The 13,549-nt window shown below is 71.9% G+C and carries 12 protein-coding genes; 6 read left to right on the forward strand and 6 right to left on the reverse strand.

Going from position 1 to position 13,549, the window contains the following annotated elements; all coding sequences use genetic code 11:
- The first annotated feature begins 130 nt into the window (after positions 1-130).
- The 4 genes from ACH45N_RS18565 (at position 131) to ACH45N_RS18580 (ending at position 4,765) form a co-directional block, all read left to right on the forward strand.
- Positions 131-901 carry a peptidylprolyl isomerase gene (locus ACH45N_RS18565; RefSeq protein ID WP_397396492.1) on the forward strand — a complete coding sequence of 257 codons (771 nt, stop codon included), beginning with the start codon at positions 131-133 and terminating at the stop codon, positions 899-901.
- Positions 898-2,973, forward strand: coding sequence for a DUF349 domain-containing protein (locus ACH45N_RS18570; RefSeq protein ID WP_397396494.1), 2,076 nt, complete (start codon positions 898-900; stop codon positions 2,971-2,973). The genes ACH45N_RS18565 and ACH45N_RS18570 overlap by 4 nt, the downstream gene beginning before the upstream one ends.
- A gap of 64 nt (positions 2,974-3,037) precedes the next feature.
- On the forward strand, positions 3,038-3,652 hold the full coding sequence (locus tag ACH45N_RS18575) for a hypothetical protein (protein WP_397396496.1): 615 nt from the start codon (positions 3,038-3,040) through the stop codon (positions 3,650-3,652).
- A gap of 9 nt (positions 3,653-3,661) precedes the next feature.
- The gene (locus ACH45N_RS18580; RefSeq protein WP_397396498.1) at positions 3,662-4,765 is read left to right on the forward strand and encodes a DNA polymerase domain-containing protein; all 1,104 of its coding nucleotides are present in this window, start codon (positions 3,662-3,664) and stop codon (positions 4,763-4,765) included.
- A 45-nt stretch (positions 4,766-4,810) separates the two neighbouring features.
- Here the strand turns inward: ACH45N_RS18580 and ACH45N_RS18585 are convergent, their stop codons facing one another.
- A complete protein-coding gene (locus tag ACH45N_RS18585) occupies positions 4,811-5,080 on the reverse strand; it encodes a Rho termination factor N-terminal domain-containing protein (protein WP_397396500.1) in 270 nt (89 codons plus the stop codon).
- Positions 5,081-5,190: 110 nt separating this feature from the next.
- Between ACH45N_RS18585 and ACH45N_RS18590 the strand changes: the two genes are divergently transcribed.
- Both ACH45N_RS18590 and ACH45N_RS18595 read left to right on the forward strand, forming a co-directional pair.
- Complete coding sequence (locus ACH45N_RS18590; RefSeq protein ID WP_397396502.1) at positions 5,191-5,754, forward strand: dihydrofolate reductase family protein; 564 nt, start codon at positions 5,191-5,193, stop codon at positions 5,752-5,754.
- Between the two features lie 15 nt (positions 5,755-5,769).
- Positions 5,770-6,930 (forward strand): ATP-dependent DNA ligase, encoded by a 1,161-nt coding sequence (locus ACH45N_RS18595; protein WP_397396504.1) that lies wholly within the window; start codon positions 5,770-5,772, stop codon positions 6,928-6,930.
- Between the two features lie 49 nt (positions 6,931-6,979).
- Here the strand turns inward: ACH45N_RS18595 and ACH45N_RS18600 are convergent, their stop codons facing one another.
- The 5 genes from ACH45N_RS18600 to yajC all read right to left on the reverse strand — a co-directional run bounded on the left by ACH45N_RS18600 (position 6,980) and on the right by yajC (position 13,482).
- The gene (locus ACH45N_RS18600) at positions 6,980-9,316 is read right to left on the reverse strand and encodes a RelA/SpoT family protein (RefSeq protein WP_397396506.1); all 2,337 of its coding nucleotides are present in this window, start codon (positions 9,314-9,316) and stop codon (positions 6,980-6,982) included.
- A gap of 76 nt (positions 9,317-9,392) precedes the next feature.
- Positions 9,393-9,965, reverse strand: a complete 573-nt coding sequence (locus ACH45N_RS18605) for an adenine phosphoribosyltransferase (protein ID WP_397397514.1) — start codon at positions 9,963-9,965, stop codon at positions 9,393-9,395.
- Between the two features lie 23 nt (positions 9,966-9,988).
- Positions 9,989-11,080 (reverse strand): protein translocase subunit SecF, encoded by a 1,092-nt coding sequence (secF, locus tag ACH45N_RS18610; protein WP_397396508.1) that lies wholly within the window; start codon positions 11,078-11,080, stop codon positions 9,989-9,991.
- Complete coding sequence (gene secD / locus ACH45N_RS18615; RefSeq protein ID WP_397396510.1) at positions 11,080-12,969, reverse strand: protein translocase subunit SecD; 1,890 nt, start codon at positions 12,967-12,969, stop codon at positions 11,080-11,082. Before secD ends, secF begins: the two co-directional genes overlap by 1 nt.
- Positions 12,970-13,050: 81 nt before the next feature.
- On the reverse strand, positions 13,051-13,482 hold the full coding sequence (gene yajC / locus ACH45N_RS18620) for a preprotein translocase subunit YajC (protein WP_397397516.1): 432 nt from the start codon (positions 13,480-13,482) through the stop codon (positions 13,051-13,053).
- Positions 13,483-13,549 lie beyond the last annotated feature (67 nt).

Raw genomic sequence — 13,549 nt, forward strand, 5'->3', positions numbered from 1 at the left:
TGACCTGGCATCCGATGCCTACACTGTCCCCGCACGGGGTGATTCGCCCCGGATCCATCAGGTGAATCGGTCCAGCGTGACCGCGCCCCGGGTCGGGGTGAGCACGAGAGAGCACGGGGAAGGGAACGCGGTGGCTTCCACCAAGCAGCGGCAGCGCGCGCAGCAGGCCAGGCAGGCCGACAAGCGGGCGCAGCGGCAGGCGGCCAAGCGCGCGCAGAAGCAGCGCCTGTGGACCCTGGTCGCACTGTTCACGGTGCTCGCGCTCGTCGGCGCCTTCGTGGTCGCCGCGCTGATCGGCTCCGGCACCCCCGAGGCGGGCTCCGACGCCTGCCCGGCCGGCGTCGAGGAGGCGCGGGACACGTACGAGCTCGCCGACCCGTCGGTGGCCGAGGACCGCACCTGGACCGTCACGCTGCAGGCCTGCTCGGGCGACACGACCGCGGACATCGTGCTCGAGCTCGACGGCGCGGCCGCACCGCAGGCGGTCGCCAGCTTCGTGACGCTCGCCCAGGGTGGCTACTTCGACGGGACCGGCTGCCACCGCCTCACGACGCAGGGCATCTTCGTGCTCCAGTGCGGCGACCCGACCTTCACGGGCTCCGGCAGCCCGGGCTACTCCTTCGGGCCGATCGAGAACGCCCCGGAGGACGACCGCTACCCCGCCGGTACCGTCGCGATGGCGCGGCGCGGCGACGACCCCGAGTCCATGGGCTCCCAGTTCTTCCTCGTCTACGAGGATTCGACCATCCCCTCCGACACAGCCGGCGGGTACACGGTCTTCGGCACGATCACATCCGGCCTGGACTTTGTCCAAGCAGTCGCTGACACGGGCGCGGTAGACGGAGCACCAGACGGTGAGCCTGCCACCCCGGTCACCATCGAAGGAGTTGAGACCCAGTGAGCGAACCCACTTCTCGCTCGACCGAGCCCGTCCAGCAGGACGCGCCCGTCGAGCCCGTGGCCGAGACTCCGACCGCAGCCGAGGCACCCGCCGAGGCGGTCAGCGAGGCGACCGAGGCAGGCGCCGGGGCGGACGCGTCGGAGGGCGCCGCCGAGGCGGCCCCCGAGGCCCCCGCTGAGGAGACGGCCGCCGCCGAGGCTCCCGAGGCCGAGGCCGAGGTTCCCGCCGAGGACGCTCCCGCCGAGGAGGCGCCCACCGCGGAGGCCGAGACTCCCGCCGGGGAAGCCGCTGCGACCGAGGCCGCCGCCGAGGAGACTCCTGCCGCCGAGGCCGAGACGCCTGCCGAGGACGCGCCCGCCGAGGAGGCCCCGGCTGCCGAGGCCGACGCCGGGGAGACCGCTGCGGACGGGGCCCTCGCCGACGCGACCGCCGCGACCGAGACCCCCGCCGAGGACGCACCTGCCGAGGAGGCCCCGGCAGTGGAGGCATCGGCAGCGGAGGCCCCGGCCGCCGAGACCGAGACCCCCGCGGAAGCGGCTCCTGCCGAGGAGGCTCCCGTCGAGGAGGCTCCCGTCGAGGAGACCCCGGCCGAGGAGACCCCGGCCCCCGCGGCGGAGACCCCCGCCGCGGCAGCCACGCCCGCTCCGAAGCCGGCCACCCCGAAGCCCGCCACCCCGAAGCCGTCGGCGATCCCCTCGCCCGCCGCGCTCGCCCGGCCGCGCGCGCCCAGGCCGGGCACGCCGTCCGCCCCCGCGGCGCAGGCTGCCCCGGCGGCGCCCGCACCCGTGGTTCCCGCCGCCGCGGACGCCGTCGCGCACGCGGAGGCCGAGAAGTTCGGTCGCGTCGACGACGAGGGCAACGTCTACGTCAACGACGGTGACGGCGAGCGCGTCGTGGGCCAGTTCCCCGGTGTCACCACCGAGGAGGCGCTCGCCCTGTACGTGCGCCGCTACCTCGACCTGAGCGCGAAGGTCGGCCTGTTCGAGGCCCGGCTGGAGAGCGCGGACCTGTCGGTGCGCGAGATCGACCAGACGCTGCAGAAGCTCGGCGAGGAGACCGCCGAGCCCGCCGCCGTCGGCGACCTGGCAGGTCTGCGGGCCCGGGTCGAGGCCCTGCGGGGTCGCGCCGCGGAGCGCCGTGCCGCGCTGGAGCAGGCGCGCTCCGCCGCCAAGGCGGAGGCCGTCGCGTCGCGCACCTCGATCGTGGAGGCCGCCGAGAAGATCGCGGCGACCGACCCGAGCAAGATGCAGTGGCGCCCGGCGGGCGAGGAGCTGCGCGCGCTGCTGGACCGCTGGAAGGAGGCCCAGCGCTCCGGGCCCCGCATCGACCGCCCCACGGAGGAGTCGCTCTGGAAGCGGTTCAGCCACGCCCGCACGGCGTTCGACCGCGAGCGCCGGCACTTCTTCGCCGACCTGGAGCAGCGCAACAGCGCCGCGAAGACGGAGAAGGAGAAGCTGGTCTCCGAGGCGGAGGCGCTGTCGAACAGCACGGACTGGGGCTACACCGCGGGCGCGTACCGCGACCTCATGACGCGCTGGAAGGCGGCCGGTCGGGCGTCGCGCAAGGACGACGACGCGCTGTGGGCCAGGTTCCGGGCCGCTCAGGACCGGTTCTTCCAGGCCCGGGACGCCGAGAACGCCGTGATCGACGCGGAGTACAGCGAGAACCTGAAGGTCAAGGAGGTCCTGCTGGAGGAGGCGGAGGCGCTCCTCCCGGTCAAGGACCTCAACAAGGCCAAGGCCGCCCTGCGCAGCCTGCAGGAGCGCTGGGAGGAGGCCGGAAAGGTTCCGCGCGGCGACATCCAGCGCATCGAGGCCCGTCTGCGTGCGGTCGAGACCGCGGTCCGCGACGCCGACCAGGCGCAGTGGAAGCGCACCAACCCGGAGACGCGGGCGCGCGCCGAGGGTGCGGCGGCGCAGCTCGAGGCCGCGATCGCGGCGCTCGAGGCGGACCTCGCGGAGGCTCAGGCCAAGGGCGACAAGCGCAAGGTCGCCGAGCTGGAGGCCGCCGTGGCGGCCCGTCGCTCGTGGCTGGAGCAGGTCGTCAAGGCCGCGGAGGACTCCCGGGGCTGAGCTTGTCCACAGCGGGCCCGGTCGCGCAGTGCGCGACCGGGCCCGCTGCGCGTAGGTTCTGCGCATGCCGTTCCCGTCCCTCGCCGCGCTGCTCGATCCGGAGCCGACGGCGCCGCCGCTCGTGCTCACCCCGGCGCACGTGGGCGGGCCGGTGGCGTGGACGGAGCTGCGGCGGGCGGGCGCGCTGGTCGAGCTGCACGACGGCGCGGCGGTCGGCGCAGGTTCGGTGGTGGGTCCGGCGCACCGCGCCCTGGCGCTCGCCGGCGAGGTGCCCGCGCGCTGCGTCCTGGGCGCCGCCACGGCGGCGTGGGTCCACACGGGCCTGTACGACGGCGTCGCCGCGCCGTCCTGGCCGGAGGACGCCCCGGTCGAGCTGGCCTACTCCCCCGACACCCACCGGCCCGTGCCGCGTCCCGGCCAGGTCGCGCGCCGCGCGCCGGCTCTCGGTCGGGACACCGAGCACCATGCCGGGGTGCCGGTGACGAGCCGCGCCCGGACCGCCGTCGACGTCGCCTGTACCGCGCCACAGGAGGCCGCCGTGCCCGTCCTGGTGGCCCTGGCGCGGGCCGGGACGGACCTGCGGCAGGCCGCCGCACTGCTGGACCGGCGGGCCCGCGTGGTCGGCCGGCCGGCGGCGCACCGGGCCCTTTCTGCGGCGCAGGAGCTGCTGGCGGGCTAGGTTCGGTCCATGGCCGGATCCAAGACACCCGCTGTGGAGCTCGACGTCGCGGGCCGTACCGTGCGCGTGACGAGCCCGGACCGCGTCGTCTTCCCCCGTGGCATCACCAAGCTCCAGGTCGTCGAGTACTTCGTCGCCGTCGCCGACGGCATCACCGGCGCCCTGCTGCACCGCCCCACCACGCTGGAGCGCTGGCCCAAGGGGTGGCACGAGGGCGCGCACCTCGCCACACGCATGCCCAAGCCGGACGACCCGAAGGGAGACGGCTTCTACCAGAAGCGCATCCCGCGGGGCGCGCCGAGCTACGTGGAGACCGCGACCATCGCGTTCCCGTCGGGCCGGACGGCGGACGAGGTCTGCCCCACGGAGCCCGCCGTGGTGGCGTGGGCGGCCAACATGGGCACGCTCACGTTCCACCCCTGGCCGGTGCGACGGGACGACGTCGAGGCGGTGGACCAGCTCCGTATCGACCTGGACCCGCAGCCCGGCACGGACTTCTCCGACGCCGCCGCCGTGGCGCCGCACCTGCGGGAGCTGCTCGGCGAGCTGGACCTGCGGGGGTACCCCAAGACGTCCGGCGGCCGGGGGCTGCACGTGTTCGTGCCGCTGGAGCCGCGGTGGACGTTCATCGAGGCGCGGCGGGCGACGATCGCGATCGGGCGTGAGCTGGAGCGCCGGCTGCCCGGACAGGTCACCACGCGCTGGTGGAAGGAGGAGCGCGGCGAGGCGATCTTCGTGGACTACAACCAGATGGCCCGCGACCGCACCATCGCCTCCGCGTGGTCGATCCGGGCGAACGGCCGGGCGACGGTCTCGATGCCCCTGGACTGGGACGAGGTGGCCGACGTGTACCCCGACGACTTCGACGTGCTCACGGCACCCGGCCGGTTCGCCGAGCGCGGCGACCTGTTCGCCGCGCTGCGCGCCGACCGGGACCCGGCGCTGGACTGCTCGCTCGACGCCGCCCTCGACCTGGCGGCGCGCGACGAGTCGGACGGCCTGGAGGACCTCCCCTACCCGCCCGAGTACCCGAAGATGCCGGGCGAACCGAAGCGGGTCCAGCCCAGCCGCGACAAGGACCGCGACCGCAGCAAGGACGCCGTCACGGAGTGATCACCCCACGGCCGCGCCGGGGCCACGCCACGGACGGTGCGGCCGTCAGTGCGACCGCAGCGCCTTGATCAGGTCGTCCTTGCGCATCGTGGAGCGGCCCTCGATGCCGATCTCGGCGGCCCGCTTGCGCAGCTTCTCGACCGTCCAGTCGTCGTAGTCGCCCGCTTTCCCGCCCTTGCGGCCGACGCTCTTGCGCGACGTGTTCGCGGCCGCGTTGGCGATGCGGGCGGACTTCTCCTTGGAGCTGCCCTCGTCGCGGAGCTTCTCGTACAGCTCCTTGTCCTTGACGCTCGGTCCCGGGTCACGCTTCGGCATGGTCGATCCTCCCGACGGTGCTGGTCGTTCTTCTCCACCCTCGCCCGATCTCACCCCGCTCGCACGTGCACGGGCCGATGAGTCCGGCGCGCGTCCGGCGTCGAATGGGCATGGGAACGCTGCGCTACACCGCGAACATGTCCGCCGACGGGTACACGGTCGACGCCGAGGGAAGCTTCGACTTCACGCAGCCGACCGACGAGCTCCTCGCGTTCGTCAACGAGAACGAGTCGGACGTCGCCGTCTACGTCCACGGCCGGCGCATGTACGAGACGATGGTCTACTGGGAGACGCACGACCCCGGGCCTGACCCGAACCCGCACATGGACCGGTACGCGCAGATCTGGCAGGGCGTCGACAAGATCGTCGCGTCGTCGTCCCTGCCGCAGGACGCCGTGACGTCGGCCCGGACCCGGCTCGTGCGTGACCTGCAGCCCGGCGAGCTGCGACGCATCGTGAACTGCGCGCCCGGCGTCGTCTCGATCGGCGGGCCCACCGTGGCCGCGGAGTTCATCCGGGAGGGCCTCGTGGACGACTTCCGCTTCGTGGTCTACCCCGAGGTCGTGGGTGGCGGGCTGCCGGCCCTGCCCCGGGACGCCCGGCTGCGGCTGCGCCTCGTGGACTCGCGGACGTTCGACAGCGGCTGCGTCTACCTGCGCTACGCGCCGCGCTGAGGCAGGCTCGTACCCGTGACCACACTCAACCTGCCCGTGCAGCCCCCGGTCCGGCCGATGCTCGCCAAGAGCGTGCCCTCGGTGCCTGCCCAGCCCGCCGGCGACGACGCCGGCCCCGCGTACGTCTACGAGCCCAAGTGGGACGGGTTCCGCGCCATCGTCTACCGCGACGGCGACGAGGTACGCATCGACTCCCGCAACGCCAAGCCGATGGAGCGCTACTTCCCGGACGTCGTCGCCGCCGTCCGCGAGGCCCTGCCCGAACGGTGCGTGGTCGACGGCGAGATCGTCATCGCCCAGCGGCCCGGACACGGCGCCGCGCACCTGAACTTCGAGCTGCTGTCCCAGCGCATCCATCCCGCGGAGTCCCGCGTGAACATGCTCGCCGAGACCACCCCCGCCGCGCTCGTGGTGTTCGACGTGCTGGCCCTCGGCGACGACGACCTCATGGACCGGCCGCTGACCGAGCGGATCGCGGCCCTGGACGGCCTCGGCCTGACCGGTCCGCTCGTGTTCGCGACACCCCGCACCCAGGACGCCGCCGAGGCCGCCGAGTGGTTCGGCTCGTTCGAGGGCGCGGGCCTGGACGGCGTCGTCGCCAAGCTCGCGGACGGCCCGTACGCGCCCAACAAGCGCACCATGCTCAAGATCAAGCACACCCGGACCGCCGACGTCGTGCTGGCCGGCTACCGGCTGCACAAGACCTCGAGCGCCGAGCAACCGCTGCTCGGCTCGCTGCTGCTCGGCCTGTGGGACGAGACCGACGACGGCCCACGCCTGCAGTTCGTCGGCGTCGCCGCGTCGTTCCCGGCCACCCGGCGCGCCGAGCTGATCGCGGAGCTCGCGCCGCTCGTCGTGGAGCCCGGGACGCCCGCGGCCGAGGAGCACCCGTGGCAGGGGTGGACCGACCCCACGAAGGCCGAGGAGGGCGACCGCCTGCCCGGCGCGCAGTCGCGCTGGAGCTCGGGCAAGGACCTGTCGTTCACCCCCCTGCGGCCCGAGCGGGTGCTCGAGGTGGGCTACGACCACATGGAGGGCTCCCGGTTCCGGCACACGTCCCAGTTCAAGCGCTGGCGTCCGGACCGCGAGCCGGCGTCCTGCACGTACGAGCAGCTCGAGGAGCCGGTCAGCTTCGACCTGGGCGAGCTGCTGCCAGGGGCTCCGGGGACGTCCTGACGTGTCAGACGTACAGGTCACCCGAGACCTGTACGTCTGACAGGACGGATCAGACCGGCAGCTGCGGCCGCTCGACCGGCTTGGTGCCGGTGATGCGGTGCACGTCGAACACGCCCTCGACCTTGCGCACGGCCGACAGCACCGTCGCGAGGTGCGCGGGCTCGGCCATCTCGAAGATGAACCGGGAGACCGCCAGCCGGTCGTCCGACGTCGAGACGAACGCGGAGAGGATGTTCACGTGGTTCTCGGACAGCACGCGGGTGACGTCCGACAGGAGCCGCGAGCGGTCGAGCGCCTCGACCTGGATCTGCACCAGGAACATCGTGTTCGCGCCCTGCGTCCACTCCACCTCGACCAGGCGCTCCGGCTGCTTGCGCAGCCCGTCCAGGTTCACGCAGTCGGTGCGGTGCACGCTCACGCCCTGGCCGCGGGTCACGAAGCCGACGATGTCGTCGCCCGGCACCGGGGTGCAGCACTTGGCGAGCTTGACCCACACGTCGGCGGACTCGGAGCCCTTGAGCATGACGCCCGGGTCGCCCGACCGCACGCGCCGGGCGGTGAGGCCGCCGGGCCGGGCCGCCTCGGCGACGTCCTCCTCCGCGCCGTCCGCCCCGCCGAGCGCCTTGACCAGCTTCTCGACCACGTGGGCCGAGGAGATCTGGCCCTCGCCGACGGCCGCGTACAGCGCGGACACGTCCTGGTAGTTCATCTCGTCCGCGACCCCGACGAGGGTCTCGTGCGACATGAGGCGCTGGATGGGCAGGCCCTGCTTGCGCATGGCCTTGGCGATCGAGTCCTTGCCGGTCTCGACGGCCTCCTCGCGGCGCTCCTTGGTGAACCACTGCCGGATCTTGTTGCGCGCGCGCGGCGACTTCACGAACCCGAGCCAGTCGCGGCTCGGCCCCGCGGTCTCCGACTTGGAGGTGAGGATGTCGACGACGTCGCCGTTCTCCAGCGGGGAGTCCAGCGGCACCAGCCGGCCGTTCACGCGCGCGCCCATGGTGCGGTGGCCCACCTCGGTGTGCACGGCGTACGCGAAGTCGACCGGCGTGGCGCCGCCGGGCAGCGCCATGGCCGAACCCTTCGGCGTGAAGACGTAGACCTCGTCGCCGCCGATCTCGAACCGCAGCGAGTCGAGGAACTCCGCCGGGTCGGCCGTCTCGCGCTGCCAGTCCACGAGCTGGCGCAGCCAGGCCATGTCCTGGTTCTTCGGGTCGTTGCCGCCCGCCGCCGGCGTCTTCTCCTTGTACTTCCAGTGCGCGGCGACGCCGTACTCGGCGCGCCGGTGCATGTCGTGCGTACGGATCTGGATCTCCACGGGCTTGCCGCCCGGGCCGATCACCGTCGTGTGCAGCGACTGGTACATGTTGAACTTCGGCATCGCGATGTAGTCCTTGAACCGGCCAGGGACCGGGTTCCACCGCGCGTGCATGGCGCCGAGCGCCGCGTAGCAGTCGCGCACGGTGTCCACGAGGACGCGCGTGCCGACGAGGTCGTAGATCTCCGCGAAGTCGTGACCGCGCACGATCATCTTCTGGTAGATCGAGTAGTAGTGCTTCGGCCGGCCCGTCACGGTGGCCTTGATCTTCGCGCTGCGCAGGTCCGACTCGATCTGCCCGCGCACCACGCCGAGGTACTCCTCGCGGGCGGGGGCGCGCTCGGCCACCAGGTGCACGATCTCGTCGTACACCTTGGGGTACAGGGTCTGGAAGGAGAGGTCCTCCAGCTCCCACTTGATCGTGTTCATGCCCAGCCGGTGGGCCAGCGGCGCGTAGATCTCGACCGTCTCGCGCGCCTTGCGCTCCGCCGACTTGGACGGCACGTACTTCCAGGTGCGGGCGTTGTGCAGGCGGTCGGCCAGCTTGATGACCAGCACGCGGATGTCCTTGGCCATGGCCACGACCATCTTGCGCACGGTCTCGGCCTGGGCCGCGTCGCCGTACTTCACCTTGTCGAGCTTGGTCACGCCGTCCACGAGCAGCGCGACGTCGTCACCGAAGTCCGCGCGCAGCGTGTCCAGCGAGTAGTCGGTGTCCTCCACCGTGTCGTGCAGCAGCGCGGCCGCGATCGTCGTGCCCTCGAAGCCGAGCTCGGCGAGGATCGTGGAGACCGCCACGGGGTGCGTGATGTAGGGGTCGCCGCTCTTGCGCATCTGCCCACGGTGGGCCTTCTCGGCCACCACGTAGGCGCGCTCGATCAGGGCGACGTCGGCCTTGGGGTGGTTGCTGCGGATCGCCTGCAGCAGCGGCTCGATCGCCGCCGGGGTGCCGCCACCGATGCTGCGCACGCCCAGACGCACCAGCCGGTTGCGCATCCGGTTGCCGCCCGGAGGGGTGGGCGGGTTCTTCTCGGGCACCGGAGCGCGTGACACCGTGTTCTCCGCCATGTACGCGCCTCCTTCCCCGGGTTGAGACCCGGAGTCGCCAGTCTAGCCCTGGACCTCTATTCGCCGTCCGACCCGATCATTGACCGGACAGGGTGTCCACCCGCAGGAGAGTATCGACGTTGTGGCCCTGGAGCCTGTCGCGCCCGTGAAGCGCCTCCAGCTCGATCAGGAAGGCGAGCCCGGAGACGACTCCACCGCACTGCTCCACCAGCTCTGCTGCGGCCGCCGCGGTACCGCCCGTGGCGAGAACGTCGTCGATGATGAGAACGCGCGCACCGGGGGTGAGTGTTCCCGAGCGCAGCTCGATGGCCGCGGAGCCGTATTCCAGGTCGTACGACACGCTGTGCGTGGGCGGCGGGAGCTTGCCCGCCTTGCGCAGGGGCAGGAAGCCCAGCCCGAGCGCGTGGGCCACGGGCGCGCCCAGCAGGAAGCCGCGGGCCTCCATGCCGGCCACCACGTCGACGCCGTCGGCCAGCGCGAGGCGCGTGAACGCCTCCACGACGTCGGCCAGGCCCTCGGCGTCGGCCAGCAGGGGCGTGATGTCCTTGAACAGCACACCGGGAGAGGGAAAGTTCGGGACGTCCGCGATCAGGTCGCGAACGCGCGTCGCCCTCTCCGGCAGCAGGCCGGAGAGGGCGACGTCGGTCATGTCGTCTGCCACGAGGCGTGAGCCTACCGGCGACGCCTGGGCTGAGCGGCCTGTCCCTGGTGGTGACCCGGGACAAGCTGGGCCGAACCGGACGCGGCGGCGGCAAGCATGCCCTCGTCCGCACCCTCGGCCACGAGACCCGCGCGCAGGTCCATGACCTTCTTGGTGTGGGCCGCGATCTTGGGCTCGCGCTCCCGCAGCGTCACGTCGAGCGGCGTCGCGAAGAAGAGCGACGACAGCGCGCCCGCGGCGATACCGACGAACAGGGACAGCGAGATGTCCTTCAGCGTGCCGGCGCCCAGCAGGAAGCCACCCACGAAGAGGATGCCCGCGACCGGCAGCAGCGCCACCACGGAGGTGTTGATGGACCGGACCAGGGTCTGGTTCACCGCGAGGTTTGCCCGCTCGGCGTAGGTGCTGCGGGTCTGCTCGGTCACCGCGGCCGTGTTCTCGCGCACCTTGTCGAAGACGACCATCTTGTCGTACAGCGAGAAGCCCAGGATGGTCAGGAAGCCGATGATCGTGGACGGCGTGACCTCCCAGCCGATCACCGCGTACACGCCGGCCGAGACCAGCACGTCGGTGAGCATCGCGACGACGGCCGCCACCGACATGCGCCAGGCGCGGAAGTAGATCGCCATGAAGACCGCGGCCGCCAGCACGAACGCGACGGTGCCCCACAGGGCCCGCATGCTCACGGACTGGCCCCAGGTCGGGCCGATGAAGTTCGACGTGACCTCGCTGACGTCGACGCCATAGGCATCGGCGAGCGCCTGGCCGACCTGGTCGGTCTGCTCGTTGTCGAGCTGCGAGACCTGGACGCGGACGGCGTTCGCGCCGACCTGGCTGATGTGGGGCTCCTCGCCGGGAGCCACCGTCGCGACCGCCTCGATCGCGACGTCCTCGTCCGTGGTCGACGCGCCGGAGACCGTGAACTCGGAGCCACCGCGGAAGTCGATACCGAGGTTGAGGCCCTGCAGGCCCAGCACCAGGATCGACGCGACCGAGAACACCCCGACGATCGTGTACCAGAGCCGACGCTTCTGGACGATCGGGTACGACCTGCGACCGGTGTAGAGGTCGTTACCCCACTGAGCGAAGCCACCCCGCGCCATCAGCTGTTCTCCTCGTTCTGAGCCTGCTGGGTCGCGTCTGCGGACCCTGCGGCAGCCTTGCGCTCGGCGGCACGCCGCTCCGCGATCGTCATCCTGCGGCCGTCCTCGGCGGTGCGCGGCGCCGGGGTCACGGACTGCGCCGTGACCAGCTCCCGGTCGGGCTCGGCGGTGCCGAAGTCGGGGACGTCGCTCGTCGCGTCGGGCTTCCCGCCGGAGAGCCGGCCGGCGCCCCGGTACCGCGGCGTCACCTCGATCCGGTCCGGGGACAGGCCGGAGGCCTTGTGCCCGTCACGGAAGAACGGCACCTTGGCGAGCAGCTCCATCACCGGGTGCGTGAACCAGATGACCACCATGACGTCGATGATCGTGGTCAGGCCGAGGGTGAACGCGAAGCCGCGCACACCGCCCACGGTCATGAAGTACAGGATGACGGCGGACAGCAGGTTCACGGCCTTGGCGGCGTAGATCGTGCGGCGCGCGCGGACCCAGCCGCGCTGGACCGCCAGCCGCAGGGTCCTGCCGTCGCGTAGCTCGTCCCGGATACGTTCGAAGTACACGATGAACGAGTCCGCGGTGAAGCCGATGGCCACGATCAGACCGGCGACACCCGGCAGGGACAGGCGGTAGCCCATGCCCCAGCTCAGGAGGGCGATCACCACGTAGGTCATGGCGCCGGCCACGACCAGCGAGGCCACGGTGAGCAGGCCGAGCGCGCGGTACTGGAACAGCGAGTAGACGACGACCAGCGCCAGGCCGATCAGGCCGGCGAACAGGCCGCGTTGGAGCTGCTCGGAACCGAGCGTGGCGGAGATCTGGTTCTGCCCCTCGACCTGGAAGGTCAGCGGCAGCGAGCCGAAGCTCAGCTGGTTGGCCAGCGTGGCGGCCGACTCCTGGGTGAAGGAACCCGAGATCTGCGCCTGGCCGTTGGTGATCGCGACGTTCGTGCTCGGCGCCGAGACGACCAGGCCGTCCAGCACGATGGCGAACTGGTTGCGCGGCTGCTCCAGGTTCACCAGGCGCTCCGTGGTCTCACGGAACTCCTTGGTGCCCTGCGAGTTGAAGTCGAGGTTGACGCCCCACTCGTTGGTGACCGTCCCGTTCGCGCCGGGCATGAGGCCCGACGACGCGCTGGTCAGGTTGGTGCCGTCCACCTCGACGGGGCCCAGGATGTACTTGGCCGCGCCGGTCTGGTCGCACGTCACGAGCAGCCGGTCGGGGTTGTCCCCGCCGCCGCCCTCGAGGTTCTTGGGGTCGGTGCAGTCCAGCGCGTCGTACTCGGCCTGGACCGACGGCGTGATCTGCGCCAGGTCGGACGGGTCGGTGGCCGCCTTGATGGCCTCGTCCTGTTCGGCGAGCTCCTTCTTGGTCGGCTCGTCCGCCGCGGCAGCGTCGCCGTCGGCGGAGGCGTCCTCGCCCTTGCCGTCCGCGGACGCCGACGGGCTCGCCGAGGGCTGCGTCGTCGGGACCGGGTTGCCGATGGCCAGGACCGGGCGGAACTTCATCTGCGCGGCCTTGGAGATCAGCGCGACGGTCTCGTCGTCCACCTGGCCGGGGATCTCGACCACGATCTGGTTGTTGCCCTGGCTGGCGATCTCGGCCTCGGTCACGCCGTTGGCGTCCACCCGCTGCCGGATCACGCCGATGGCCTCTTCCATCGCCTCCGGGGTGATCTCGGAGCCGTCCGAGGTGACGGCCTTCAGGATGACCTGGGTGCCGCCCTGGAGGTCGAGGGCCAGACCGGGTGCGAGGCTCGCGCCGTCCGGATTGTCGCTCGACTTTCCGTCGAGCTGCCAACCTGCCAAGAGGGCGCCGAAGGGCAGCAGGATCGTCAGGATCGTCAGGAGCACGATCGTGCGAACCGGCCGCGAGCGCCGGGTGTCAGTCGCCAACGTCTGTCTCTTCTCGTGTGCGCGCCGGGGTACGTCCGGCGCGGGTTCGGCGCCGTCCGGGGTCACCGGACGGCGCGGCCGTCACTTGCCGTCTGCGTCGGCGTCCCGTCGCTGCTGCTCCCGGTACTCGCGCTGGGCGGTGTCGAGGCCAGACAGATCGTCGGGGACGTCGGTCGCGTCGGGGCTGATCGTACTTCCCGTTTCGCTCTTTGCTGTGACGTCGGCCTCATCTGCCGTGTTGTCGGTGTCCGCGTCGTCGGCGACGGGCTCCTCGACCTGCTTGGAGATGGCGGCACGGAGCCAGGTGGTCTGGCTGCCGGGGACGGACTCGATGGTCACCTGGTCGTTCGCTTCGTCCACGTCGACGACGGTCCCGATCATCCCGGAGGCGGTCATGACCTTGGCCCCGACCGTGAGGTTGTTCCGGAACTCCGCTGCCGCGCGCTGCTGCTTGCGGGTGCGGGAGGACATGAAGAACATCGCCACGAGGAGGATCGCGACGAGAATGAGCATTTCCACGGTGAGGTCCCTGTTCGATTGCTGTGTCGGATGTGCTGCGCACGTTCGTGGCGCACGACGA

It is taken from the genome of Promicromonospora sp. NPDC019610, from assembly GCF_044389365.1.
Classification (GTDB): domain Bacteria; phylum Actinomycetota; class Actinomycetes; order Actinomycetales; family Cellulomonadaceae; genus Promicromonospora.